The 25068-nt window shown below is 67.4% G+C and carries 26 protein-coding genes and 1 tRNA gene; 8 read left to right on the top strand and 19 right to left on the bottom strand.

The genetic code is table 11. From position 1 onward, the window contains the following. Positions 1 to 60: 60 nt before the first annotated feature. On the bottom strand, positions 61 to 531 hold the full coding sequence (locus ACZ63D_RS16430; protein WP_465355133.1) for a MarR family winged helix-turn-helix transcriptional regulator: 471 nt from the start codon (positions 529 to 531) through the stop codon (positions 61 to 63). A gap of 71 nt (positions 532 to 602) precedes the next feature. Here ACZ63D_RS16430 and ACZ63D_RS16425 point away from each other — a divergent pair, with 71 nt between their 5' ends. Further along, entirely contained in the window at positions 603 to 1799 is a 1197-nt protein-coding gene (locus ACZ63D_RS16425; RefSeq protein ID WP_465355132.1) for an FAD-dependent oxidoreductase, read from the top strand. Here the strand turns inward: ACZ63D_RS16425 and dcd are convergent. Both dcd and ACZ63D_RS16415 read right to left on the bottom strand, forming a co-directional pair. After that, positions 1796 to 2377 carry a dCTP deaminase gene (gene dcd / locus ACZ63D_RS16420; RefSeq protein WP_037354328.1) on the bottom strand — a complete coding sequence of 194 codons (582 nt, stop codon included), beginning with the start codon at positions 2375 to 2377 and terminating at the stop codon, positions 1796 to 1798. The genes ACZ63D_RS16425 and dcd overlap by 4 nt on opposite strands. Next, positions 2364 to 3548 carry an oxygenase MpaB family protein gene (locus ACZ63D_RS16415; RefSeq protein ID WP_465355131.1) on the bottom strand — a complete coding sequence of 395 codons (1185 nt, stop codon included), beginning with the start codon at positions 3546 to 3548 and terminating at the stop codon, positions 2364 to 2366. The genes dcd and ACZ63D_RS16415 overlap by 14 nt, the downstream gene beginning before the upstream one ends. Before the next feature lie 115 nt (positions 3549 to 3663). Between ACZ63D_RS16415 and ACZ63D_RS16410 the strand changes: the two genes are divergently transcribed. Next, positions 3664 to 3734: transfer RNA gene (locus tag ACZ63D_RS16410), tRNA-Gly, on the top strand. Positions 3735 to 4411: 677 nt separating this feature from the next. Further along, the gene (locus ACZ63D_RS16405; protein ID WP_465355130.1) at positions 4412 to 4729 is read left to right on the top strand and encodes a DUF6966 domain-containing protein; all 318 of its coding nucleotides are present in this window, start codon (positions 4412 to 4414) and stop codon (positions 4727 to 4729) included. Positions 4730 to 5049: 320 nt separating this feature from the next. Here the strand turns inward: ACZ63D_RS16405 and ACZ63D_RS16400 are convergent, their stop codons facing one another. The 5 genes from ACZ63D_RS16400 to ACZ63D_RS16380 all read right to left on the bottom strand — a co-directional run bounded on the left by ACZ63D_RS16400 (position 5050) and on the right by ACZ63D_RS16380 (position 9019). Further along, positions 5050 to 5865, bottom strand: a complete 816-nt coding sequence (locus tag ACZ63D_RS16400; RefSeq protein ID WP_465355129.1) for a hypothetical protein — start codon at positions 5863 to 5865, stop codon at positions 5050 to 5052. 14 nt (positions 5866 to 5879) lie between these two features. Beyond that, positions 5880 to 6155 (bottom strand): hypothetical protein, encoded by a 276-nt coding sequence (locus ACZ63D_RS16395; protein WP_465355128.1) that lies wholly within the window; start codon positions 6153 to 6155, stop codon positions 5880 to 5882. A gap of 33 nt (positions 6156 to 6188) precedes the next feature. Beyond that, positions 6189 to 7565 carry an amino acid permease gene (locus ACZ63D_RS16390; RefSeq protein WP_465355127.1) on the bottom strand — a complete coding sequence of 459 codons (1377 nt, stop codon included), beginning with the start codon at positions 7563 to 7565 and terminating at the stop codon, positions 6189 to 6191. A gap of 132 nt (positions 7566 to 7697) precedes the next feature. Then, positions 7698 to 8348 carry a hypothetical protein gene (locus ACZ63D_RS16385; RefSeq protein WP_465355126.1) on the bottom strand — a complete coding sequence of 217 codons (651 nt, stop codon included), beginning with the start codon at positions 8346 to 8348 and terminating at the stop codon, positions 7698 to 7700. 2 nt (positions 8349 to 8350) lie between these two features. Beyond that, on the bottom strand, positions 8351 to 9019 hold the full coding sequence (locus ACZ63D_RS16380; RefSeq protein WP_465355125.1) for a hypothetical protein: 669 nt from the start codon (positions 9017 to 9019) through the stop codon (positions 8351 to 8353). Between the two features lie 114 nt (positions 9020 to 9133). On the opposite strand from ACZ63D_RS16380, the gene ACZ63D_RS16375 reads away from it, so the two are divergent. Next, positions 9134 to 9511: a nitroreductase family deazaflavin-dependent oxidoreductase gene (locus tag ACZ63D_RS16375; protein WP_465355124.1), complete on the top strand. Its 378-nt coding sequence runs from the start codon at positions 9134 to 9136 to the stop codon at positions 9509 to 9511. Between the two features lie 8 nt (positions 9512 to 9519). After that, a complete protein-coding gene (locus ACZ63D_RS16370) occupies positions 9520 to 10050 on the top strand; it encodes a GNAT family N-acetyltransferase (protein ID WP_465355123.1) in 531 nt (176 codons plus the stop codon). 1 nt (position 10051) lies between these two features. On the opposite strand, the gene ACZ63D_RS16365 is transcribed toward ACZ63D_RS16370, so the two are convergent. From ACZ63D_RS16365 to ACZ63D_RS16340, 6 genes are all read right to left on the bottom strand, one after another. Beyond that, entirely contained in the window at positions 10052 to 10327 is a 276-nt protein-coding gene (locus ACZ63D_RS16365; protein WP_465355122.1) for a GlsB/YeaQ/YmgE family stress response membrane protein, read from the bottom strand. A gap of 158 nt (positions 10328 to 10485) precedes the next feature. Further along, positions 10486 to 12330 carry an acyl-CoA dehydrogenase gene (locus ACZ63D_RS16360; RefSeq protein WP_465355121.1) on the bottom strand — a complete coding sequence of 615 codons (1845 nt, stop codon included), beginning with the start codon at positions 12328 to 12330 and terminating at the stop codon, positions 10486 to 10488. 157 nt (positions 12331 to 12487) lie between these two features. Next, entirely contained in the window at positions 12488 to 13276 is a 789-nt protein-coding gene (locus ACZ63D_RS16355; RefSeq protein ID WP_465355120.1) for a response regulator transcription factor, read from the bottom strand. A 249-nt stretch (positions 13277 to 13525) separates the two neighbouring features. Continuing rightward, positions 13526 to 14101, bottom strand: a complete 576-nt coding sequence (gene mug, locus ACZ63D_RS16350) for a G/U mismatch-specific DNA glycosylase (RefSeq protein ID WP_465355119.1) — start codon at positions 14099 to 14101, stop codon at positions 13526 to 13528. A 243-nt stretch (positions 14102 to 14344) separates the two neighbouring features. Further along, complete coding sequence (locus ACZ63D_RS16345; RefSeq protein ID WP_465355118.1) at positions 14345 to 14986, bottom strand: VanZ family protein; 642 nt, start codon at positions 14984 to 14986, stop codon at positions 14345 to 14347. 103 nt (positions 14987 to 15089) lie between these two features. Continuing rightward, entirely contained in the window at positions 15090 to 15215 is a 126-nt protein-coding gene (locus tag ACZ63D_RS16340) for a hypothetical protein (RefSeq protein ID WP_465355117.1), read from the bottom strand. Between the two features lie 168 nt (positions 15216 to 15383). On the opposite strand from ACZ63D_RS16340, the gene ACZ63D_RS16335 reads away from it, so the two are divergent. Together ACZ63D_RS16335 and ACZ63D_RS16330 are read left to right on the top strand one after the other, a co-directional pair. After that, positions 15384 to 17072 (top strand): bifunctional metallophosphatase/5'-nucleotidase, encoded by a 1689-nt coding sequence (locus ACZ63D_RS16335; RefSeq protein WP_465355116.1) that lies wholly within the window; start codon positions 15384 to 15386, stop codon positions 17070 to 17072. Positions 17073 to 17172: 100 nt separating this feature from the next. Continuing rightward, positions 17173 to 17514 carry an MmcQ/YjbR family DNA-binding protein gene (locus ACZ63D_RS16330; protein ID WP_465355115.1) on the top strand — a complete coding sequence of 114 codons (342 nt, stop codon included), beginning with the start codon at positions 17173 to 17175 and terminating at the stop codon, positions 17512 to 17514. Here ACZ63D_RS16330 and ACZ63D_RS16325 read toward each other — a convergent pair. The 3 genes from ACZ63D_RS16325 to ACZ63D_RS16315 are packed head-to-tail and all read right to left on the bottom strand — an operon-like array spanning position 17504 to position 21533. Further along, positions 17504 to 19345, bottom strand: coding sequence for a VanW family protein (locus tag ACZ63D_RS16325; RefSeq protein ID WP_465355114.1), 1842 nt, complete (start codon positions 19343 to 19345; stop codon positions 17504 to 17506). The two genes, ACZ63D_RS16330 and ACZ63D_RS16325, sit on opposite strands and share 11 nt — an antisense overlap. Positions 19346 to 19369: 24 nt before the next feature. Next, entirely contained in the window at positions 19370 to 19702 is a 333-nt protein-coding gene (locus tag ACZ63D_RS16320) for a GroES family chaperonin (RefSeq protein ID WP_465355113.1), read from the bottom strand. Between the two features lies 1 nt (position 19703). Continuing rightward, positions 19704 to 21533: a thioredoxin-like domain-containing protein gene (locus ACZ63D_RS16315; RefSeq protein WP_465355560.1), complete on the bottom strand. Its 1830-nt coding sequence runs from the start codon at positions 21531 to 21533 to the stop codon at positions 19704 to 19706. Between the two features lie 169 nt (positions 21534 to 21702). On the opposite strand from ACZ63D_RS16315, the gene ACZ63D_RS16310 reads away from it, so the two are divergent. Continuing rightward, entirely contained in the window at positions 21703 to 22275 is a 573-nt protein-coding gene (locus tag ACZ63D_RS16310; RefSeq protein WP_465355112.1) for a hypothetical protein, read from the top strand. Here ACZ63D_RS16310 and ACZ63D_RS16305 read toward each other — a convergent pair. Together ACZ63D_RS16305 and ACZ63D_RS16300 are read right to left on the bottom strand one after the other, a co-directional pair. Further along, the gene (locus tag ACZ63D_RS16305; RefSeq protein ID WP_465355111.1) at positions 22258 to 22734 is read right to left on the bottom strand and encodes an SRPBCC family protein; all 477 of its coding nucleotides are present in this window, start codon (positions 22732 to 22734) and stop codon (positions 22258 to 22260) included. The genes ACZ63D_RS16310 and ACZ63D_RS16305 overlap by 18 nt on opposite strands. Before the next feature lie 17 nt (positions 22735 to 22751). Further along, positions 22752 to 25055: an oxidoreductase gene (locus ACZ63D_RS16300; RefSeq protein ID WP_465355110.1), complete on the bottom strand. Its 2304-nt coding sequence runs from the start codon at positions 25053 to 25055 to the stop codon at positions 22752 to 22754. Between the last annotated feature and the right edge of the window lie 13 nt (positions 25056 to 25068).

Raw genomic sequence — 25068 nt, 5'->3', positions numbered from 1 at the left:
CGCAAGTTTTCCACCATCCGGTGACGCCGCGGCGATTTCCTACCCGGCCGTGGGGCTACCTCACTCCGCTGAGCGACGAGTGAGACGCACGGTTGACTCGTGGGTGATCGCCGCCGCCTGATCGAGGAAACCGATCACCGTTTGGAGTTGCTCGTCGGAGTAGCCCGCCGCGACTTTCCGGGTCGCCGCGATGAGGTGGTCCCACAGCGGGGCAGCGCGCTCGACGTTAGCCGGAGCGACCCCGACCAGGACTTTGCGCCGGTCGTCCGGATGCGGCATGCGGTTGACGATGCCCTTGCGCTCGAGCCGGTCGACCAGCGCGGTGACGGACGCGGGCGCGAGCCCGGCGTACTCGGCCAGCTCCTTCGGCGTGAGCGGCCCGAGCCGGGCGAGGTAGTCGGCCACCTTGCTTTCGACCGTGGAGAGCCCGTTCTGCTCGGCGATCGCGGTGTGGAACATGACCGTCTCGGTGGACAGCTTGCGCGCACGATTCAGCAGCTCAGAGACCAGTTCCTCGCGTTCGCTTGACATGCCCGGAAGTCTAGCGGACTATTTAGTTCGATAGAACGAATTACTTTTTAAGATATTCGAGGGGACGAATCATGACACGGATCTTGATCGCGGGCGGGGGCATCGCGGGGGCGATCACCGCGATCGCACTGCACGAGGTAGGCCACGAACCCGTGCTGTACGAGGCGTACGACCGCGGCGCGGAAGGGGTCGGCGCGTTCCTGACGCTCGCCGTCAACGGACTCGGCGCGCTCACCCCGCTCGGACTGAAACCGCTGGTCAAAGACCTGGGCTTCGACACTCCGCGGATGACGCTCGGGCTCGGCAACGGCCGTCGGCTCAACGATTTCCCGCTCGGCGGGCCGCTGCCGGACGGCACGGTGAGCCAGACCGTCCTGCGCTCCGACCTCTACGTGGCGCTGCGCGACGAAGCGGCCAGACGCGGCGTGCCCACCGAGTTCGGGAAGCGGCTCACCGACGCCAGCCAGACGGAGGACGGGGTCACCGCGACCTTCGCCGACGGCACGAAAGTTGAGGGTGACGTGCTGATCGGCGCTGACGGCCTGCGGTCGACCGTCCGCCGGATCCTTGATCCCGACGCGCCCTCGCCGCGGTACGTGCCGCTGCTCAACACCGGCGGTTTCGCGCGCGGGCTCGATCTCGACGACGAGCCGGGCGTCATGCACATGATCTTCGGCCGCAAGGCGTTCTTCGCGCACGTACTCGCCCCGGACGGCGCGGTCTGGTGGTTCGCGAACGTGCCGCACGCGAGCGAGCCGAGAGAGTCCGACCTCGCCGCGATGCGCGGTCCGGCTTGGCGGAAACGGCTGCTCGACCTGGCCCGCCCCGACCGCACCGCGGTTACCGCGATCATCGAGGCCAGCGAAAACATCTACGAGCCGTGGGCGACGTACGACTTCCCGACGGTCCCGGTGTGGCACCGCGGCCGGATCGGCCTCATCGGCGACGCCGCCCACGCGACGTCACCGGCAGCCGGTCAGGGCGCGGCGATGGCAATCGAGGACGCGGTGACGCTCGCGAGGTGCCTGCGCGACGTACCCGGCCCGGCGGCCGCGTTGACGACCTTCGAGGCGTTGCGCCGGGAGCGAGTGGAAGCCGTGGTGGCACAAGGCAAACGCAACGGCGACGCGAAGGCGCCGGGCCCGCTCGGCCGCGTACTCCGGGACTTCTTCGTCACGCGCGCGACGCGCAAACCGCCTGCCGAAGACCCGAACCGGTTCATGTGGGACCACCAGATCGACTGGGCGGCCCCGGTGCGAGCGGCTTAGCGCCAGGTGTCGACGCGGTGGAAGTTCTTGTACGCCCGGCTCGGCGTCGGCCCGCGCTGCCCCTGGTAGCGGGAGCCGGCCTCGCTGGAGCCGTACGGGAATTCCGCCGAGCTGGACAGCCGGAAAATGCACAGCTGGCCGATTTTCATTCCCGGCCACAGGGTGATCGGCAGGTTCGCGACGTTCGACAGCTCGAGCGTGATGTGCCCGGAGAAACCGGGGTCGATGAAGCCCGCGGTGGAGTGGGTGAGCAGCCCGAGGCGGCCGAGCGAGGATTTGCCCTCGAGCCGGCCCGCGAGGTCGTCGGCGAGCCGGACCTGCTCGAACGTGGACCCGAGCACGAACTCGCCGGGGTGCAGCACGAACGGCTCGTCGCCCTCTTTTTCGACCAGCGAGGTCAGCTCGTCCTGCTGCAGCTGCGGGTCGATGTGGGTGTATTTGCTGTTGTCGAAGACCCGGAAGTACCGGTCGAGCCGGACGTCGATGCTGGACGGCTGGACCATGGCAGGGTCGAAGGGGTCGATGCCGAGGCGGTCGGCGTCGAGCTCTTTGCGGAGGTCACGGTCACTGAGCAGCACGGATGCAGCCTATCGGGCGGGCGGGCGCGGCCGGGGCGCCCCTCCGCCCCATCCGCTTGAGATACCGCCGGCGCCCGAACGCGCCGAGCACTTCCTGCAGCGCAGTAGCGCCGGGAACGAGCTGCCGGACCGTCTCCGCCGCGTAATTCACCCCAGCCGCGGCGAGCACTGCGACCTGCGCGACCGGGTTGTCCGGCAACCCGAGAAAGTCGGCGTTGTCCCGCCCAAGCACCAGCCGGCTGATCGCGGAGTGCACGCCGACGTTCACCTGCGCGAGCGCCTTCCCAGCGGCCCCGCGCCCCTCGCCGACCGCAGCGTGCGTATCGACGAGGGCGCGGGCGAGCCGTTTGGAGTCGTCGTCCGGGATGAACTCGGTGGCGGCCAGCATCCAGAGCAACCGCCAAGCGTCGCCCTCATCCGCGGGCAACAGTTCGTCGTCGACGCCCATCAGCCAGCCGACGTAGCGCCAAAGATGCAGGATGTCGGCCTTCTCGCGAGCGGTGTAGCGGAGGCCGAGCAGTTGCGTGCCGAAGACGTAGACGAGGGAGAAAAGGAGCAGGGTGCCCGCGGTCTGGACCTGATTGACCGGCCGATCCCACCGCTCGTAATCCCAGTCCGGCCGGTTGTTCATCGCGCGCCGAACGTGCGCGTGCACCAGCCGGATCCGCAGCGCGGCTTGGTATCCCGTGCCGTGTTTCTGGAGCGCCCCCGGAGTCGTGACGTCAATCCACCACGCCGCGGTCTCCACGAGCCGCCGCAGTGCCCGGTGCTCGATTTCCCCAGTGCCGACCAGGGATTTCGTCGCACGCGAGGCGAGGTAACCGCCCATCAGCGACATGTCGCCGAGCGGGAAGAGCCCGAGCAGCCCGGCGCGGGTGATCGCCTTCGCGCCGCGGAGGAGCCTTTCTTGGTCGACCCAGTACGGGGTAGCTTCGACTTGCTCGATGAAGTCGGCGAGCTCTGGGGGAGTTTGGTCGCCGCTGAGCGCCTTGTCGACGAGCTCTTGGCGGTGGGGTTCCCGGTGCAGCCATTCGACGACTGCGTCCGCTAGGGCGTCTTCCTGCTGCGCGAAGGTTCGGAGCCGCTTGAGCTGGGCTTCGTCAGCGGTCGCGCCGCGGGTCCGGGCAGCCAGCCGGAACCCGCCTTGCCGGAACATCTCGGGGTCGTCCATCGCGCACCTCCGCACCGTGGGTCGACAACAAGTGTTGTCACTTTGCTGGCGGAGCGTCAAGGCATGGCCCCGGTGGACATGGGGGTGCCGTGGTTGTGTATGCTGGCGGGGCACTGCGGATGTAGTTCAATGGTAGAACATCAGCTTCCCAAGCTGAATACGCGGGTTCGATTCCCGTCATCCGCTCTCTAGATTGTTTTATTGCTCGCGAGGGGCGTTTTCCACTACGGAAAGCGCCCCTCGTAGCTTTCTATGGATAGTTCCAGCAACGTCCTCCGACCATCCGCCCTTAGCCACTGGCCTCGCCACACAGCGCCAGAAGCGTTGACCCTTCTTTTGCCTAGGGTGGACTAATTCTGTTCATAATGCCCTTCCTCAGGCGACAAGGAGAGCCGCGCAGCTTGGCGCTCCTCGTCGTCGGCCCAGTACAGGGCTTCGCGTTCGGCTCACTCGGGTCGGTGACTGTCACCTTCCACCGCCGCTTACCCGTGGATGGGTCCACTCACGACTGGTACTCGTTGTCCGGCGACACCTCGTCAACCATCACCAACCCCTGCTGAAACACCTCATCGAAATCGGCCGGGAACCGGGGAGAGCGGCCAACGCGCCCACTGCAGCCTGAAAATCGACCTGGTGAAGTCAACATCATCCTGCTGCCGAACTTGGCTCTATGAGATCCCCATACGGCGAACGACATCACCGAGTCGCCCAGCGTTGCACCACAGCACCACTCATCATCCAGGTGGCCGATTCCTCGCTGCCGATAGCTCCATCGACTCGCGACCATTAGAGAGCGGGGTACGCGCGTTCGCGGGACCGTTCCAGCCGACCCGTTGAACTCCTCCTATGCGACCGTAGGCCCTATGGCATCCGACCCCCTCGGCGAGCTGGCCGCCGACATCGATGCGCTGTTGGCCCTGTTCCAGCGTGTCGACGAGCAGCACTGGACACGCTGGGCCAGGGCCGCGCGGACCGATATCGCGAACAGCGATGCGCACTGCCTCACTCGGATCTTGGGCGCGTACGGCGGCATGGGCAGCTTCAACGACCTCGTCATCCATCCCCTCAACGGGCACAAGGTCACCCTCGACGAAGTCGCGATTGCCAACCAGCAGCTGGACCGCCTTCGGATGCGGATCCGCCGGACCGCCCTCGACCTGCAGCACCAGTCGCGCGGGTGAAATGGCTCCGGCGGCCAAAGGCTCCGCCCTGGACCCGGCACCGCTTCGAAGATGTGGGGGAGCGACTCCGGCGATATCGTCACGGCGCGCCCGAGGCAGCCAGACCAAACGGCACCGATCAAGGGCGCTACGCGGCCTCCGGCATCGACTGGCACCACTGCTCTGGGCGAGGGTCCAATTCCTGCCCTGATTGAGATCGCGGCCGGGCCCCAGTTCATGCCCTTCGTGATCGACGTCGCTCTCCTGCGAAAGCCCCAGGTCAGTGGTCGTCCACTGTAAACCTGGGGCCTTTTGTTTTCCCAGTCATTCCACAACTTCCGTCAAGCACCGTCCAGCCGGTGACGGAGTTCGCGAAGTCCGGCACTGAGATTAGGTTTTCCCGCAGCTGCCGTAGCAGGGATGTAGGCGTCCAAGAACTCCCGGTACATCGCGGGCAGGTGCTCCGCGGCCAGTGCGGTCGCTCGCGGCATGTCCTGGATCCCGTGCTGCCGCCAGGCCAGCGCGGCCTTCGCGAGCGCAGGTTCCTTCCCTGCCTTGAGATACCAGGAAACGGCCTCGTCGTTATGGCCGATCCGGTGGGTGTTCAGGGTATAGAGGAAACGAGGCGGGAACAGCACCGTCTTCGTCGTCGCCCGGACGCCCTTTGCCAGTAGTCGAGCCGGGTCTTTTACCTCCGCGAGGTAGGCGTCGTCGAACCTGCTCACCGCGAACTCCGCGCCGTTGAGCACGAGCTGGTCGGCATCCGGCGGCTGTGCCTTCGCGCGTGGGTCAGTGCCGTGAAGCAGCCGCCCTGACTCGAGGAGGTCGAGGCGGTCAATCGGAGGAAGGCGTCCGTAGTCGAATCGTCCGGTGCGTACGCCAGCTTCGTCCGCCCAGAAGATCGACAGGCGGTCGGCGAGCGGGTCTGGGCAATTGCGGCGGACGAGTCGGCCGATCTGCGCGATCTCTGCGCTCGTCTCGGCTGACACGGTCCGGAGGACCAAGGCGACGTCGACATCGCTTACGAGCGGGGCGAAACCGCCGTGTGCCAGGCTTCCCAGAGCGAAAACCGCGACCAGGCGGTCGCCCAGGACTTCTTGGGCGACGTTGGTTGCTGTCTGGAGAACCAGTTCACCGCCATGGGAGTCCTCGGCCATGTCTACCTGCCGATCTATTTCGTGGTTGCCATGCGTGTCCGGTGGAGCCGAGCACTGAACAGTCCGCTCGCGACCAGGCCGGGGTGTACCGCCCATTCCGGAAAGGCACCGAGTTGGCCAGTCAGGGCAAGGACCGCGACCAGGGCTCCATAGGCGAGCACGAGGTAGAGAAGCAGCCACAAGAGCAGCCGTGGAGCGGACCGGATCGAGCGTGCGGCACCGCGAAGGCCAGGCGCTTTGGCGAGGTCGGCGCGCAGCCATTCTCGCAGCTTAGCCCGACGTTGCCTCATGGGCCGAGTATGGCACCAGCGGATCCTTCGATTCTAGCCCTGGACCGTCGATGCAGGTTCGTCTTTCGCAGCCGAAGTTGCCCTGCGGTGCAACCAGAACAACCCGCACAACACCGCCAACCACACCACTCCGACGATCAGCGCCAGGCGAGTGTCCTCGGCGAACGCCATCACCACGAAGACGAACACCATGAACACCATCGTCAAAACCTGGCCCACCGGCCAGAACGGCACCGGGAACGCCAAATCGGCATCGGACGACCGGCGGCGGGAACGGTAGTGCGTAAGGAGGATCATGAACCAAACCCACACCGTCGCGAAGGTACCCACCGACGCGATCAGCAGGAAAGCGCTGTCCGGCAACAGATAGTTCAAAACTACAGCCAGACTCAGCGCCGCAGCAACCACCAGAACAGTCATCCACGGAATACCGTTCCGCGTCACCCGGGCCATTACCGCGGGGGCTTGGCCACGCTGAGCCAGGCCGTAGATCATCCGTCCGGCGCCGAAGATGTCACTGTTGATCGCGGACAACGCAGCAGTGACCACCACGATGTTCAGAACCGTTGCGGCGGAGTGCAAACCCAGACCGGCGAAGATCTGGACGAAGGGGCTTCCGGACGTGCTGATCGTATTCCACGGGTTCAGCATCATGATGATCGCGAGGGTCGCCACGTAGAAGAGCAGGACTCGGACGGGAACTGTATTGACCGCTTTGGGCATGGCGGTGCGGGGGTCTTCGGACTCCGCCGCGGTGAGGCCCAGAATCTCCGTGCCGCCGAAGGCGAACATCACCAGAGCGAACGATCCCAGGAAACCGCTGATCCCATTGGGGAACCAGCCGCCGTGGGACCATAGGTTGGTGATGGTGCCGGAATGAGTGCCGAAGATCAGGATTGCCGCGCCGCCGAGGATCATCGCGACGATGGCGACCACCTTGACCAGGGTGAACCAGAATTCCAGTTCACCGTAAACCCGCACGCTGACCAGGTTCGCGGCGGCGATGACCAGGATCGTCAGCACCACCCAGATCCAGCGGGGCACGTCGGGGAACCAGAATCCCATGTACACAGCCAAAGCCGTGACATCGGCGACGCAGACGATCACCATCTCGAACGCATAGGTCCAGCCGGTGAGGAAGCCCGCCAAGGGACCCAGATGTTTCCGCGCGTATTCGCCGAACGAACCAGGGGCGGGGTCGTTGACGGCCATCTCGCCCAACGCACGCAGGACGAAGAAAATCGCCGCACCGCCGATGAGGTACGCCAGCAGGACGGACGGTCCGGCCTTGGCGATTGTGTCCGAGGAGCCGTAGAACAATCCGGTGCCGATCGCCGAACCCAGGGCGATGAAGCGGATGTGCCTGCCGTTCAGCCTGCGGCTCAGGCCATCCCCGGACTTCGTCGTCATCGGCGGCTACCTCCCGAAATCAGCGGCCCGCGGCGCGCGAGCGGGTCGGCACAGTAGAACCGATCCGGCCGGGAGCGCCCAACCGACGAGCGCCGGAAAGCGTCTGCGATTTCAGACAGTCCACAAAGGACGTCAGCCCTCCACCAATTCCCACGGCGCGCCCGGTTCCGCGCGGTCGAACACCTGGCCCGGCTCAGCCAACAGGGCTCCCGTGACGTCCGGGTACAGCTGCACGACGTGTTCCAGTTCCAGGCCTTCCACCTCGAAGTCCTCCGCCTCCGGGACCTCGAAGCCGACGAACAGCCACGTCCCGTCCTGCTCCCGGACGACCTGGCGGACCGCGCGCGCCGGAGCGTCGGCGGTCGTTCCGATCTCCGTCAAGCCGGTGCTCAGCTGGACCTCGTCCAGCGGCGAACCGGGGTGCGTCCAGGCGGCGATCCGGGCCTCCCGGCGCACGACATCCTCGTCCAGGTCATCGGAATCCGACACCGAGCTGAGCAGCCAGGTGCGCCGCTCCGGATCCCAGTCCGCGGCCATCCCGGCGGGCACGCCGGCCAGCGCGACCAGGTGCGGCAACAGGGTCACCGCCTCGCGCAGGGCCATCGCGCCGAACAGCTGGCGGTTGACCTCCATGTCCTCTTCGAACTCGGCGCCGTCGCTGATGAACCAGTCGTCGTCATCGTCGAGGACGACGAAGGCCAGATTCTCCGGATGGTCCACCAGATCGTGCGCGATGATCACCGGGGATTCCGGGTCCTGTCGCAGCGGCCATTGCTCGGACATGCTCACTCCCCGTCGTCGATTACCTGCAACCACTCGGCATCCGGAGCCTCGCGGAAGAACACTTCGCCCGGCTCGGCGTCCAGCAGCTCGACGACGTCCGGGTACAGCTCGGCTACGTGCCCGAGCTCCAGCGTGTCAACCTCGACCTCGGTCTGCTCATCGGGGTCAGGCACCTCGAAGCCGACGAACATCCAGGTGCCGTCTTCTTCCCGGCTGACGTACCGCACGCTCCGGGCCGGAGCGTCCGGCGCGGTGCTGATCTCCGTCAACCCGAGGCTGAGGTTCACCTCGTCCATCGGCGACCCGGCGTGCGGCCAAGCGGCGGCGCGGGCCTCTCGGTACGCAAGCGCTTCCTCGTCATCGCTCGGGACGAGCGGCGAAATCAGCGCCCAGGACGCGCTGTCCGCATCCCACTCCGCACCCATCCCGGCAGGCAGGTTGCCCAGCGCCGACAGCTGCGGCAGCAGCTCCACGACATCGTGGAGGCACATCGTGGCGAACTGCTCTTCGTCCAGCTCCGGATCCTCGCCGAACTCCGAACCGTCGCTGACGAACCAGCCTTCCTCATCATCCAGCAGGACGTGATCCAGCTGCTCTGGATGCTCGATCAGACGCCGCGCGACGAGCACCGCCGCGTGCGGTTCCTGTGCCATCGGCCAGTCCTCGGACATGCCCGCTCCCCACCTCGTGTCCACGTGCGGGCCCATCCCACCAGACCCGCCCGCGCGGGCGCACAGCGCGTCTCCGGCAGGAAATTCCACACCCGTTGGATTAGGCTCGGGACCATGGTGCTGCCCGAACGTCTCGCCCGGTTCAACCGCGTGGTCACCAACCGGGTCACGAAACCCTTCGCCGACAAGCTGCCCGGATTCGGGGTGGTCGTGCACCGCGGCCGCAAGTCCGGCCGCGAATTCCGCACCCCGCTCAACGTTTTCCGCACCGACGACGGGTTCGTCGTCGCGCTCACCTACGGGCCGGACGCGGACTGGGTCCGCAACGTCCTCGCCGCGGGCGAGGCGGAGGTGCTCACCCGCGGCCGAAAATATCGCGTGCGTGATCCGGAACTCGTGCATGATGAGGCGCGGCGGCCGATGCCGCCCGGGGTGCGGCAGTTCCTCGGGCTGGTCGGCGTCACGGATTTCCTTGTGCTGAAACGAGAATAAGGGGCGCGATGCTGACCGGGAAGCTGGTGCGGCTGCGGGCGATCGAACCGTCGGACGCCGAATCGATCTACCGGTGGATTCACGATCCCGAGGTCGGCCAGTACATGACCGCGGATTACCCGCGTTCCCTCGCGCAGTTGCGCAAGCGGGGCGAGGACCGGCCGGTGAACACATACGAGAACGTCGTGCTCGGCATCGAAGCCCTCGAAGCGGGCAAGCTGATCGGCGTCGTCGACCTGCGTGACGCGCGCCCAGAGACCGGTCGCGCCGAGTTGGACATCTACATCGGCGAGACCGATCACTGGGACGGCGGGTATGGCACCGAGGCGTTGAAACTCATGTGCCGCTACGGGTTCAACGTGATGCGGCTGCACCTGATCGCGCTCTGGGTGGTCGCCGAGAACGAGCGCGCCAGGCACGTCTACCGCAAGGTCGGGTTCGTGGAGGACGGCAGGCACCGCGAATGCCATCGCGGGCCTGACGGCCAGTACCACGACATGTACCTGATGAGCCTGCTCGAGCCGGAACTGAACGACTGAGCTAGCTCTTGACCTGCCGCTTGCCCCACAGGCTCGCGGCCAGCGTCACGCCGATCGCGGCGAGCACGACCTGGGTGATGATCTCCAGCCAGTCGATGCCCTTGGTGTCGGCGTAGCCGAGCCCCCGGGCGATCGCGGTGCCGACGAAGGCGGCGACGATGCCGACGATGATCGTCAGCCAGATCGGGATCGCTTGCTTTCCAGGTGCGACCAGCTTGCCGAGCAAGCCGAGGATCAGACCGATCACGATCGCGCTGATGATGCCGGAAACCGCCATGGCGAACTCCTTCTGCCGATAAGACCGGGCTCGGCCGGTATAGCCCGCAACCCGCGGGGTCAAACCCGGCTTACCGCCCTGCCTGAGCCATCGCCACCGGAAGCGTGAAAAATGCCCCGGTCCGGGTGCGGAGCGGGGCATTTTTCCAGTCAGTGCGATCAGAAAGCGGCTTCGTCGATCTCCATCAGCGCGTTGTCCGCGGCCTCCACGATGGCGCGGCGCGAGGTCAGCTCCGGCAGCACGCTCTTCGCGAAGAACGACGCCACCGCCAGCTTGCCCTCGTAGAACGGCTTGTCCTTGGCCGACGCGCCGTTGTCGAGCTTGGCCAGCGCGACCTCGGCGCCCTGCAGCAGCTTCCAGCCGACCAGCAGGTCGCCGACCGACATCAGCAGCCGCACGGTGTGCTGGCCGACCTTGTTGATGTTCTGCGGGTCTTCCTGCGACGAGGTCAGGTAGCCGATCAGCCAGCCCAGCATGCCCTGGGTGTCCTCGAGCGCCTGCTTGAGCAGCGCGCGCTCGTTCTTGAGCCGGCCGTTGCCCGCCTCGGACTCGATGAACTTCGTGATCTCGCCCGCGACGAACGCGAGCGCCTGGCCCTTGTCGCGGACGATCTTGCGGAAGAAGAAGTCCAGCGACTGGATCGCCGTGGTGCCCTCGTACAGCGAGTCGATCTTCGCGTCGCGGATGTACTGCTCGATCGGGTAGTCCTGCAGGAAGCCGGAACCGCCGAGCGTCTGCAGCGACTGCACGAGCTGCTCGGTGGCGCGCTCGGAGCCGACGCCCTTGACGATCGGCAGCAGCAGGTCGTTGACGCTGTGCGCCAGCTTCAGGGACGCTTCGTCGCCCTCACCAGTCCACAGCTGGTCCTGGAACGACGCGGTGTAGAGGTAGATCGCGCGCAGGCCCTCGGCGTACGCCTTCTGCAGCATCAGCGAACGGCGCACGTCCGGGTGGTGCGTAATCGTGACGCGCGGCGCGGTCTTGTTCAGCATGTTCGGCAGGTCAGCACCCTGCACGCGCTCCTTGGCGTACTCCAGCGCGTTCAGGTAGCCGGTGGACAGCGTGGCGATCGCCTTGGTGCCGACCATCATCCGGGCGTACTCGATGACCTGGAACATCTGCGCGATGCCGTCGTGCACCTCGCCGAGCAGCCAGCCCTTGGCCGGGGTGCCGTGCTGGCCGAAGGTCAGCTCGCACGTGGTGGACACCTTGATGCCCATCTTGTGCTCGATGTTGGTGACGAAGGCGCCGTTGCGCTCGCCCAGCTCGCCGGTCTTCGAGTCGAAGTGGAACTTCGGGACCAGGAACAGCGACAGGCCCTTGGTGCCCGGCTTGGTCTCGATGCCGGGGCCCTCGGGACGGGCCAGCACCAGGTGCATGATGTTCTCGACCATGTCGTTCTCGGCCGAGGTGATGAACCGCTTCACGCCGTCGATGTGCCAGGAGCCGTCCTCCTGCTTGACCGCCTTGGTGCGGCCCGCTCCGACGTCCGAACCGGCGTCCGGCTCGGTGAGCACCATGGTGGCTCCCCAGCCGCGGTCGATCATCAGCTGAGCCCAGTGCTTCTGCTCTTCGGTGCCGTTCTTGTCCACGATCATGGCGAAGTTCGGGCCCGCCAGGTACATGAACAGCGGGGCGTTCGCGCCGAGGATCAGCTCGGCCGCGGCCCACTGCACCGTCGGGGGCAGGCCGAAGCCGCCCAGCTCGTTGGTGAGGCCGAGCCGCCACCATTCGCCGTCGACGAGCGCCTGGTAGCTCTTCTTGAACGACTCGGGGATCGTCACGCTGAACGTCTTGGGGTCATACACCGGCGGGTTGCGGTCCGCGTCGGCGTAGGACTCGGCGAGGGGGCCGGTGGCGAGGTTGTTCAGCTCCGAGAGCACGCCGCGGGCGGTTTCCTCGTCCGACTCGGCGAGCACGCCCTTGCCGAGCCGTTCCTGCACGCCGAGTACCTCGAAGAGGTTGAACTCCAGGTCTCGGACGTTGCTCTTGTAGTGGCCCATGTCGTCACTCCGTGTCGTGTTCGGCTTTCCGGCCGGGCACTGGCTCCCTTACTCGCCGGTAACATCAGGATATTACCTGCTAGTAACCAGAGCAAGCGAATCCGCCCTTCCAGGGGTGCCGATTCGCCCGGAACAACGGGTCGACCAGGGCACGGCCTCACCGCGTGCTGCGCGCCACGGCCTCCTGCACCGCCGGGGAACTGCTGCTGTCGTCAAGCTGGGGGACGAGGATGCCGCTGCGGAACGCGATGGTCACCGCGTGCGTCCGGTCGCGGGCGGAAAGCTTGCGGAGAATGCTCTTCACGTGGGTCCGCACGGTTTCCACGGACAGGAACAGCAGCTTCGCGATCCCCGAGTTCTCCAGTCCCTCCGCGACGAGCTGCAGGACCTGGTACTCGCGCCGGGAAAGCGGCATGGCGCCCTTGGGCTGCACGAGGTTCCCGTCGACCGGAGCGGCTCTTGGCGACGGCTCCCGCTTGGGTCGCGCGGTGAGCGCGGACAGCGCCGGGTCGATGTAGCGCCGGTCGTGATGCGCGCGCCGGACCGCCTCGGCGAGCCGCCGGGAATCGACCGCACGCGGGACGATGGCGTGCGCGCCCGCGCCGATGGCCGCGGCGAGGTACTGCTGGGTGCGGTTGGTGTCGCGCACCAGGGTGACCAGCACGAGTGCCGGGTCGCCCGCGTTGAGCAGCTTCGCGAGATGGCAGTTGGGGTCGAGCGCGGAGTCGAGGATCACGACGTCCGGCCGGACCTGCTCGCACAACTGCATCGCCGCGTGGTGGCTCGCCGCCTGGCCGGACCAGTGCAGGCCCAGCGTGCGGTGCACCATCGCCGCGATGCCCTCGCGGAAAATCGGGATGGGGTCGACTACCGCGACCCCCAGGCTGCGACCGCCGGCTGGCTGACCGGCCGACATGGGCGTTCGGTGGGGCTCGATGCCACGCATCTCGGGCCTCCGTCCTCGATGGTCGCTCCCGGTGACCGGCACGCCCCCTCGGCGTGCCCGCCGGTCCCCCCTGCCGGAACCGGCCGGGAACGACACCTTGTCCCTGGTTCGACTCCGCCGAGAGCGGCTTGTGACGCGGTTTCCCCCTCATGGCCGTAACGGCTGGTCGCAGCAAACTCTGAGTAGAAAATCGGCCTGGAGGTGCGGAGGAACGGCGCAACGCGGGTCCGCCCAACCGGGTTAGCTCTACTAAGGGTTTACCTGCTCGGGTGAACCTCCGGTGACCGCCCGTGCGCGCAGCCGACCGAACTCCCCGGCGAGCGTTTTCGGGGTCCAATGGGCGTTCAAACCGCTCGGATTGGGCAGGAGCCAGACCCGAGTTGTCCCGATTGTCCGCTCTTGCGGTCCGACGGCGGCGCGGCGATCGCCGAACGCGACGCGGTAGGCAGTGATTCCCACCACTGCCAGCCAGCGCGGGCGGTACTTCTCGACCTTCTCGGTCAGGATCCGCCCGCCCTCGCGAAGTTCGTCGTCGGTCAGCTCATCGGCGCGGGCGGTGGTCCGGGCCACGACGTTGGTGATGCCGAGGCCGAGGTCGAGGAGTTCGTGCTGTTCGCTCGGGTCCAGCAGGCGCGGGGTGAAACCGCTGGCGTGCAGCGCGGGCCAGAAGCGGTTGCCGGGGCGGGCGAAGTGCAGGCCCAGCGCGCCGGAGTAGAGGCCGGGGTTGATGCCGCAGAACAGCACGTTCAGGTTGGGGGCCAGGACGTCCGGGATGGTGGCCCCGTGTGCGGCGGCCTGTTCGGCTTTGGTGGGTTTCGCGGGCATGAGTCCAGTTTCCGGGACGCTGGCGAACGGCCCTCCGCACTACCTCCGAACGCGGGGTAGCCAACCCTCCACCCCGCTCGGTAGCCTGTGTGATCTCTCGCACAACGGCGTCGATGAGGAGAGCACATGCAGTTGTGGCTAGTGCTCGGCCTGGTAGCACTGATCATCGCCATCGCCTCGTTGATCGTGATCCTGGAAGACCGCCGTGCGGCGCGCCAAGCCGCGATCGCGAGACGAGCCCGGTTAGCGCGTCTTGGCGAGGTCGATCCGCTCGCTCCGGGCAGGCTCCACGCGGAGGGTTGAAGAGATCGGCCGGAGAGCGAGCAGCAGCGCGCCGGCCAGCCAGCCCAGACCGGACCCGAAGGTGTTGGTCATGAGGTCGTCGACGTCGAAAATCCGGTAGACGAACGGCGCGGTTCCGAAGTTCGCCGTGAGCTGGGTGATCTCGACGGCCAGTGAGGCCGCGAAGCCGATCGCCAGCGCGCCGACCAGACCGCGCCGCCACAGCACCCGGGCGAAGAAGCCCAGCGGGACGAACAAGAGCACGTTCATCGCGGCCTGCTGGAAGGTCTGCGTGGTGAACCATTCCGCCGCCGAGAGCCCGTGTTTCACCAGCTCGGTGTGGATGTCCGCGATCCACTGGAACGGCTCCAGCTGCACGGTCTGCTCCAGCCGGCGGCTGTGCGGGCCGGGCAGCGGCAGGAGGACGACCGCCAGCGCCATGCAGGCGTAGAACACGACCGCCGCGGTGGTCACCAGGCTGCGCGGCCGGAGGCGGCCGTGGCGCGCGAACTGGAGCACGAGCTGCGGGATCAGGATCGTCGCCCAGACGGCGAGGAACCCGATGAACCCGTACTGCAGGGCGGTGACCTGTGCGTTCGTCATGCCAAGAACGCTATGGATCTTGCCGCTGGAGCACTTCGGTCGAAGAGCCGGAGGGTCTGGACCACGGATCGGCCAGATGGCCGAGTACCCGCCGACCGATCGGTCAGCGCTCGCGCGAAGGCGGTTCGTCGTCCTTCTCGACCCGCTCCGAGCGCCAGGCCGCGAAAACGGTCCCGGCGATCAGCAAAACGACCACGCCGAGCACCAGCACGACGAGCTGCAGTTCCATTTGTCCCCCTCGGCACCCCATGCACAGATCGGTCCCGCGCGGGCGAACGTTACCGAAACTTTCGTCCGGACCGGCCGTTCTGCCCTGGTCAGGACCGTCCGGTTTGGGCAGACTGCTTCGCCGGGCGTCCGCATCAGGGGTCAAGCGGGCGCGAACACCGGAGGAAACATGAAGCTGTTCACCCGGCTCGCGGCCACCGCCGCGGCCGCACTGGCCACCGTGGCCGTCACGAGCGCGCCCGCCGAGGCCGCACAGACCACCGACGTCCGGATCATCGCGTTCAACGACCTGCACGGGAACCTCGAACCGCCGTCCGGGTCGAGCGGCCGGATCACGCTCCCGGACGGGTCCAAAGTGGACGCGGGCGGCGCGGCCTACCTCTCGACGCACGTCAAGCAGCTCGAGGCGCAGGTGCGCAACTCGATGGTGCTGTCCTCGGGCGACAACATCGGCGCGTCGCCGGTGATCTCGGCGCTGTTCCACGACGAACCGACCATGGACTTCCTCAACGAACTCGGCGTGAAGGCGTCCGTGGTGGGCAACCACGAGTTCGACGAGGGCTATCAGGAACTGCTGCGCATGCAGTTCGGCGGCTGCAACAAGACCGACGGCTGCCAGTTCCGCAAGAGCTACGACGGCGCGCGTTTCCCGCTGCTCGGGTCCAATGTGTACTTCGACAACGGACTGCCTGCGCTGCTGCCGTTCAGCATCCAGTTCTCCGGCGGCGTCCCGGTCGGCGTCATCGGCGCGACGCTCAAGGATCTCCCGTCGGTCGTGACGCCGGAGGCCATCAAGGGCCTCAAGTTCGGCGACGAGGTCGAGGCGATCAACCGCACCGCGAACATCCTCGACCGGCTCGGCGTGAAGGCCCAGGTCGTCCTGCTGCACCAGGGCGACGAGGCGCTGCCCGGCGCGGGTCCGAACGACTGCAAGGTCCAGCCGGACGGCGAAGCCTCGGCCATCGCGAAGAACGTGACCCCGAAGGTCGACGCGATCTTCACCGCGCACAGCCACCAGCAGTACAACTGCGTCATCAACGACCCGGCCGGCCAGCCGCGGCCGGTGATCCAGGGCGCGTCGTTCGGCAGGCTGCTGTCGGTCGTCGACCTCAAGATCGACCGCCGCACGCGCGACGTGGTCCGGTCGCAGACCAAGGCGCACAACGAGATCGTCACCCGTGACGTCACGCCGGACCCGGCGGTGACGAAGCTCGTCGACGAGGCCAGGACGAAGGCCGCGCCGATCGCGAACAAGCAGGTCGGCACCATCACCGCGGACCTGCCCGCGGCGGGCGGGCCGTCCGGCGAATCGCCGCTCGGCGACGTGATCGCCGACGCCCAGCTCGAAGGCACCAAGTCGAACAACGCCGTGATCGCGATGACGAACCCGGGCGGCATCCGCGCCGACCTGACGTACAAGTCGTCGTCGGCCGGGGAAGGCGACGGTGTCGTCACCTACGGCGAAGCGTTCACCGTGCAGCCGTTCTCGAACATCATGCAGACGATCACGCTCACCGGCGCGAATCTCAAGAACGTGCTGGAACAGCAGTGGGGCCAGTCCGGCGGCACGAAGATCCTGCAGATCTCGAAGTCGCTGCACTACACGTACTCGGCGTCGGCTCCGGTCGGCTCGCGGGTTTCGAACATCACGGTCAACGGCACGCCGGTCGACCCGGCCGCCAAGTACCGGGTGTCGGTGAACAACTTCCTCGCCGCCGGCGGGGACGGGTTCACCGAGTTCAAGAAGGGCACCGACCTGGCGGGCGGACCGGTGGACCTGGACGCGTTCATCGCTTACCTCGGCGCGCACCCGGGGATCGCTCCGCCGCCCGCGGACCGGATCACCGCGACTCCGTGAATCAGTAAGTCAGCAAGTCAGTAAGCGAGCAGGAGCCTTCGCCCAGCCGGGCGGGGGCTCCTCTCGTTTCTCCAAGACAGCGCCGCGAAGGCGAGGCACGATGAGCGCCATGACGATGACCTGGGACGACGTGACCGCATGGGCGCAGGAGGAACTGCCGGAAACCGAGGTAGCGACCTGGTACCGCACGCCCGCGTTGAAGGTGGCGGGCAAGGGTTACGCGCGGCTGCGCACCGAAGCCGAAGGCGGGCTGGTGCTGTTCGTCGGCCTCGACGAGAAGGCCGCGCTGCTCGCTTCGGGCGATCCGGCTTTCTTCACCACCCCGCATTACGACGGTCACGGCTCGATCCTCGTGCACCTCGACCGCGTCGATCCGCAACAGCTGCGGGAATTGCTCACCGAGTCCTGGCGATCGAAAGCCCCAGCGCGGCTCAGCAAATGACGATCGGCTGCGGTGAGTACGTCGTGCTCCGGCTTTCCTCGCGCACCTCGCCGCCGCTGGCCAGGTCGTAGAACACCCTGGTGTCGCTGACGGTGAACCCGGACGCGCCGGACGAGGCATGGCATTGGCCGTCCGGACCAGGTCCGAACTGCACCGGCGGCGACACCTGATTCGACGGCGCACCGCTGCGGCCTTCGACGCGGAAGTGCTTGGTACCCCAGATCTTCACCGTCACCGAGCCACCGCTGGCACTCGCCTGGATCACGAATCCGGTCGGATCGTTGTTGGCCAGCTTGAGGTCCACGGCATTGCCGGAGCTGTCCACCGCCACCGCGTCGCGGCCCGCGGGATAGCGGTCGATGAAGTGGTCGTGCGCCGCGTGGCCGCCGTCGCCAAGACCAGCGAGGTACGCCGCGTTGTACAAAGTGGACGAAAGCTGCGACAACCCGCCGCCGGTCACCGCGGGGCCGGTGCCGTCCTCGTCAACCGGCGCGGACGCGTAACCGCCGCCGCGATAGTCGTTGAGGCTGAACGATTCTCCGGGTTTCACGAGAACGCCGTTGATGCGTCCGGCGAGCGTGGCGACGTTCGCCGCGGCCGGGCCGCTGAGCCCGCCGGTGGTGTACTCGCCGATGACTTCCTTGACGCCCAGCGCGTTCGCGCCGTCGGTGGTCAGGGTCGGGTGTTTCTGGTCGTAGGCGACCGGCAGATCACGGCCTGCCGGTTTCGCGAGCACCTGGGTAAGGGTCTGGAAAGTGTTGACCCAGTTGATCTTTCGCCCATCCTCGGACGGTGTGATGGCCGGTACGCCGGAGTCGAGGGTGATCTGCGCGTCCTTGCTGTTCGACTCGGTGGACGCCAGGTCCGGCTGGACTGCCGCGCGCAGCTTTTCCTGATCGATCCGCAGTTCGAGACCGCCGCCGCCGTTCGGCTGGAACTGGAACGAGGACGCGATCGCCGACGGCGGCAGCGTGGCGTCCTTGCCTTCGCCGTGCAGGACGACTGGCGCGGCGACCGCGGGCGCGACCACGGTGTCCAGCAGCCGGTGCACATCCGCGGAGGTGGTTTGGGGTGGGGTCACGGCCATCTTCACCGCGACTCCGCGCGGCGAAAGCCAATCCGCCACCACGGCTTGCACCGCGGCCTGGACGTCGGTCAGCTCCTGACCCTGCCGCGGCTCGACCGCATACGCGGTGACCCCGTTGTTTTCCTTCGGCGTGAACCCGATGCTGCCCTCGACCAGCGGATGGTTGAGCTGCTTCCCGGCGAGCTGCCGGACCGCGTCGGTCACCTCAAGCTGATCGCTGCGCGTCACGACGCCCACCTCGCGGGTGGTGAAGAACGACAGCAGCCGGGTGACCGGGCTCCACGGCTGGTGTCCGGCCTGGGCGAGCGTGCCCGGCCAGTCGAGGCCGAGGCCGGAGTCCGCGGGCACGAGCGTCCCCGTGACGTCGCCCGCGTGAATCGGCACCGGACGGGTCAGCCGCGGCTGGAGTTCGGTGTGCAGCTTGGCTTCGGCCTCGGCATAGGACAGGCCGCCGACGTCGATCCCGGCCACCTGCACGCCGCGCGGCACGTCGCCGGCGCTGGTCATCAGGTCGACGGTGTAGGCCAGCACGAACAGCCCGAGCAGGCAGCCGACGATCATGAACGTGCGGCCGACGCGTTTGCGGAAGCGGCGGAACGGCGTGTCCGGCACCGGCGGCGCGTCGGCCACCGCGAAGATCTCCGTGGCCAGATCCGGTTCGCTGACCAGGGCGGGGTCGTCCAGCAGTTGGTCGCTCAGCAGGTCGTCGGCGAAAGACGCCGACGAACGGTCTTCCTCACGCAACGCCTGCCTCCCCTGGTACGGGAGCTACAGGTACAGCCCCGTGCCGTGTTCGGTCCGCTCCGTGGCCACCGCGTGGATGTCGCGCTCGCGCATCACCAGATGGCCCTCGCCCTGGATCTCGACCTCGAGCTGGTCCTCCGGGTTGAACAGCACCCGGTCTCCCTGCTTGACGTTCCGCACGCTGTTGCCGACACCCAGTACATCACCCCACACCAGCCTGCGCGCGACTTGCGCGGTGGCGGGGATCACGATGCCGCCGCTGCTGCGGCGCTCGCCTTCCTCCTGCGACAACCGCACGAGGACGCGGTCGTGCAGCATCTGGATCTCGAGCTTGGGCGTGTCCGGCACGCCGACCATGCTACTGACCGGTTGCCGGAGCCTTGGGCTCGCCCGCCATCATCAGGCTCAGCGCCTTCCCCCCTCCGTTCGCGAACCGCACCGGAACGCCCCAGTCCTGCCGGGTGATCCGGCACGCCGGGTGCTCGCCGCCTTCGTCGCAGCTCGCGGCCTGTGCCACTACCTGCAAGACACCTTCGGTCGCGCCCTCGGCGAACTTGATCCGCCGAACGAGATCAGTTCCGACCCCGGCCCCGTCGGCGAGCAGTTCCGGCGGCGACGCGGTGATCTCCAGCCGCGTCGACGGCCCGTAGCGCTCGTCGAGCTTCTCGCCTGGCGGCGGGGTGAAGACGACGGAAAACTCGACCTCGCCGGGAGCGAGCACCGTCGGCGGACGCCGCACGGCTTGGCGCGTGCCCGCGACGGCGGTCGCCTGGCCATTGCCCCCGAGCGGGGTAACCCGGTTGCCCGCCGACTCCACGACGTACAGCTCGCCGTCGTGGCGAACCAGCCCTTGCGGTTCGGCGAAGCCGGTCGCGAGCGTGGTGACGTCGCGGGTGAACGGGTCGTAGCGGCGGATCGCTCCGTTGTAGGTGTCGGCGATCGCGACCCGGCCGTCAGGGAGCACGGCGAGGCCGAGCGGATGCTGCAGCAAAGCCTGGTCGGACGGGCCGTCCGCGTGGCCGAAGGTGAACAGGTCCGTGCCGACCGCGGTGTGCACGGTGAACGACTCGCCCGCCGGTTCGATCCAGCGCAGGGCCGAGGTTTCCGCGTCGACGAACCAGAGTTTCTGCCCGTCCACGGCGAATCCGGACGGCTGCGCGAAGAACGCCTCGTGCACGTCACCGTCGCGCAGGCCTTCGACCGTGGTGCCCGCGAACCGGCGGATGGTGCCGGAGACCGGGTCGAAGACGCTCAGCGTGTGGTTCCCGGCCATCGCGACCACCACGCCGCCCGCGGGGGCCCACCACGTGACGTCCCACGGGCTGGTGAGGTCGATGTCCAGCGCCTTGCCGGTGTCGGTGCCGTCGCGCCACTGTTTCCCAGTTCCGGCAACGGTTTTCACCTCACCGGTGTTGAGGTCCAAGCCGCGCAGGCGGTGCCCGGCGGTGTCCGCGACGACCGCGTGATACCCGGCTCGCTCGGCGACTTCGTTGGGCAGCAAGGCGATTCCGGCCGGTTCGGCGAACTGGGCCAGGTCGAACGGCCCGTCCTGCGTTCCGCGCACGCCGCTGCCGAAGCGGCGGATGACCGTCTCGCCGTCCGAAGCGAACTCGACGATGGAGTGGTGTCCGGTGTCGGCCACCAGGATCCGCCCACCTGCGGTGACCACGGCCTTGCTGGGGAAACGCAGTTCCGTGCGCTGCTCCTCGACCGGAACGTACGGGCTGCCGCCGCGCCGGAGCGTGCCCTTCGCCTCGTGCTTGGCGACGAGGTCGGCAATCACGCGGCGTAGCGCCTCGCCGTGGCCTTCCCCGGCCGCGACGTGCACGACGTACCCCTCGGGATCGACGACGACCAGCGTCGGCCAGGCCCGCACGGCGTACTGCGACCACAGCTCCATCTTCGGGTCGTTGACCACCGGGTGGTGCACCTCGTACCGGCGCACCGCCGCCTCGATCGACGTGCGCTCGCCCTCGCGGCTGAACTTCGGCGAGTGCACCCCGACGGTGACCAGGACGTCGGCGAATTCCTGTTCCAGCGGACGCAGTTCGTCCAGTACGTGCAGGCAGTTGATGCAGCCGCTGGTCCAGAAGTCCAGCAGCACTACGCGTCCGCGCAGTTGCGCCAGGGTGAGCCGGTGGCCGCCGGTGTTGAGCCAGACGTCGCCGGTCAGCTCGGGCGCGCGCACGCGGGCTTGCCGGGCTTGCGGTGAGGAAGTCACGGGAGGAGTGAACTACATCCGGTCACGCAGTGTTCCGTCAACCACGGCTGGAGAGAACAACCTCACCCCGGCGAGGGAGCTCATTCCGGCGAAAAAGGACGAGCGGACGCGGCCTGGCGCTACGTACGCTTCGGGCATGACAAACGTTCAGCCGGCCGAAGCCTTCACCGTGGAGGAGGCCCGCGTCCTGCAGCAGAATCTCCGCGAGCCCTTGCGGCCTGGCCTCACGCCCGCCGAACTGAGCGACGTCGAGGACCAGTTCGGGTTCACGTTTTCCGACGACCACCGGATTTTCCTCACCGCCGGGGTGCCGGTCGGCGACCGCTGGCCGGATTGGCGCCACGGCGACCCGGACCAGCTGCGCAAACGCCTCGACTGGCCGGTCGACGGCGTCCTGTACGACGTGGAGAACAACGACCTGTGGCTGCCCGAATGGGGCCCGCGGCCGCGGTCGATGTGCAACGCGCTGGCGGTCGCGCGCCGGCACCTGGCGACGGTGCCACAGCTCGTGCCGGTGTGCGGGCATCGGTATCTGCCCGCGACGCCAGGGGAATCCGGGTATCCGGTGCTGTCGGTGTATCAGACCGATGTGGTCTATTACGGCTGGGACCTGCGCAGTTACCTGCGGCACGAGTTCGGCGGGGAGCCGCTGGGGGAGGAACCGGCGAACCTGAGGACCGTGGAGTTCTGGTCACGGTTCGTGGACTGAGTCCTCTTCGAGCGTCCGCTTGATCCGCGCGAGCGTCTCCTCGATGTTGCCGCGGTTGGTCACCGAACGGTCCTTGACCCCGGTGGCCACCACGGTCAACGGCGTGAACCAGCCAGGTCGCTGGTCCCACATGCTCTCGGTGACCACGCAGCCGTCGCCAGCGGGCTCGATCACGTATTCCCAGCGGGAGACCGGGATCGGCCCGAGCTTGACGTCGAAGGCGAACCGGCGTCCCTCGTCCGCTGCCGTGATCACTGTGGTGGTCGACCAACGCCGCACGCCGCGACGGTTGCTGCCGCGGAATTTCGCACCCACCACCGGGGCGGTCGCGCCGCCGAGCCAGCGGTGGCCGCAGTACTCGATGGCCGCCCCCGCCAGTGCGCCCGGGTCACTGACCAGCGCGTACACCTTCGCCGGCGCGGCGCTGACCTCGATCTGCCCCGTCGCATCAGGATTCACATACCCAGAGTATGCGATCAGGACTCCCGGCGCAGCATCCGGCTGACGCCCGCCGCGACCGTCGTCGCGAGGATCCAGCCGGACGCGGTGAACCCGGCCGCCACCCAGTTGTCCGCCCCGTGCATGTACCAGCGTGACTTGTTGCCGAAGTCGACGATCGGCACCAGCAGGTCGGCGGTGTAGATGACCGGGTTCCACTGCAGACCAGAGTCCTGCTGGTTGACCAGGCAGCGCGGTCCGCTGGTCATGTAGCGGCCGGTGTGGTCGTTGACGCAGTCGTCCTTGCCGAGGCCGAACCACAGGCTGCCCAGCACCAGCAACGTGAGCAGCCAGCCGAGCGCGCGCACCGGACGGAAGCCGTAGCCGACCATCGACCGTTGCAGCCAGCTCCACACCCGTACGCCGGGGCCGAAGAACTTGAAGCCCTTGGCTAGTGCCTCGTAACGGAACTGCTGCTTTCGCAAGGCGACCGTCGAGGCGTGCTCTTCGTTACCGGCGGCGCGAAGGGTGGCGGCGAGCTGGTCGTACGGGCCGGGTCGGTAACCGCGCATTGCCTTGCGCAGCAGCTCGATTCGGTGGTCCAGTGCTTTGTCGTCGTCGAGCGCGATGCCGTGTTTCAAGGCGTCGTAACGGAAATCCTCGAGTTCGAGACCGTCGGTGGCGTTCCAGATCTCTTCATTGTCGGCCAGCGCGCCGCAATGCGCCCTGCGCAACCGGACCGAACCAGTCGGCGCTTCAGCTGGGGAGAGAACGAACTCGTCCGCCGTGACGTCGCTGGCGTCGAGCGCGATCCCGTGCGGGGGAAAAGATCCCAGCTTCGCGCCGTGCATGTCAAGCCTGCGCGCGATCTGCGCGCCGTCGAGGTTCACGCCGCCCTCGGCCAGGAACGGACGGTCCTTGTCCTCGGTCAGCACCAGGTCGCGCCCGATCCGCGCGGTCCGGATGTCGAGGGAGAAACTGCTCGACTTCCGTTGGCCCGGCTCGGTCAGCAACGTGCCGAACATGTTCACGCTGCCGCCGATTTCCGCGCCCTGGAGCCGGAGCGTGCCCTGCAGAGTGGCGTCCGTGAGCTGGAAGTTCCCGGAGATCTTGGCTCTCCGAGCGGAAAACACGTCCCGTCCCGGATGGAGGAACATTGAATTCCAGGCGAGGAAGTTGCCCCCGACCGTGACGTCCGCGAGCCGGAGCTGCCCGATCGGCACCCGGAGGTTGGTCGCCTCGATGTCGCCGCCGATCGAGGACCCGTCGAGGTGCAGCGCACGATCGTAGTACGGCGTCGCGCGGCCGCGCACCATCGTGATCTCCGCACCCGCGAGCCTCAGCGATCCGCCGATGCGCGCGTTGACCATCCTGAGCGTGCCAAAGGCCCGCAGCCCGTCCGACAACTCAAGATTGCCGTCCACCTTCAGCCGATCCGCGACCAACGCCGGTCGCGGATCGAGATACGGATCGCCGGACTTCCAGGCGTCCACGACGATCGGCCCACGCTGGTCGACTTGAAGCCGCGCCTCGCGCATGACGATGTCACTGTCCACAGTGGCGCTGGGGAGATAGAGAACCCCCTTGGCGGAGAACCTTTTCCGGTCATTCGCCGGGCCGAAATTGTCGACCTCGCACAGCAGGCTGCCGCCAATATGCAGCCCGTTCCCGTTGAACGCGAAGCCATCCGGGTTGTCGAATGTCGCTCCGGAGAAGTTGACGTTACCGCCAGTGCGCATGCCCGGCAGCCGTACTTCGCCCTTGGCAACCATCCGATACGCCAGCAAGGCACCGGTAATCACCAACCGATCGCCTTGAATCGCCTTGCCGTGCGGATGACTGATCGCGGTCCTCGTGAGCACCACCGACCCGTCAATCACCGCGTCGGTGAGATTGACCGCCGCGTTGGGCATCCCGCGCTCGCGATCGTCCCCGCGCTGCACGGTGGTCGTTTCCCTCTCGAAGCCGTCCGCCGCGACTTCCACGACACTGCGAATCAACCGCACGTCATTTCGGCTGCGCAGATTTCGGGCCCGCAATCCGGGAAGCCAGCATTTCCGGAAAACAAGCCCGAGAAGCGTCGCCTCACGCACGTCCGGCGGATGCTCGAACCGGCAGCGTTCGAATTGGAAGAGGAAATTGAGATCGGCGGCGCGAAGATCGAGCGTGCCGGTGATGTAGGCGTCCTCGACCTGCACGATCGGCGCGTTGGTGGCCTGCCGTCTCCAGCGAAGGATGCCGGTGCTGCCAGGTTTGAGCAGGTCCGCGGCCTTCACCTCGTACCGCTTGTCGGGAACCCCGGCAAACGGATCAAGCGGCGGCAAGGTCGTATCGGTCGGCACGAGCCACTTCTCC

This window comes from Amycolatopsis sp. NPDC104775, from assembly GCF_055583325.1.
This window is presented reverse-complemented; position numbering and strand designations above follow the sequence as displayed.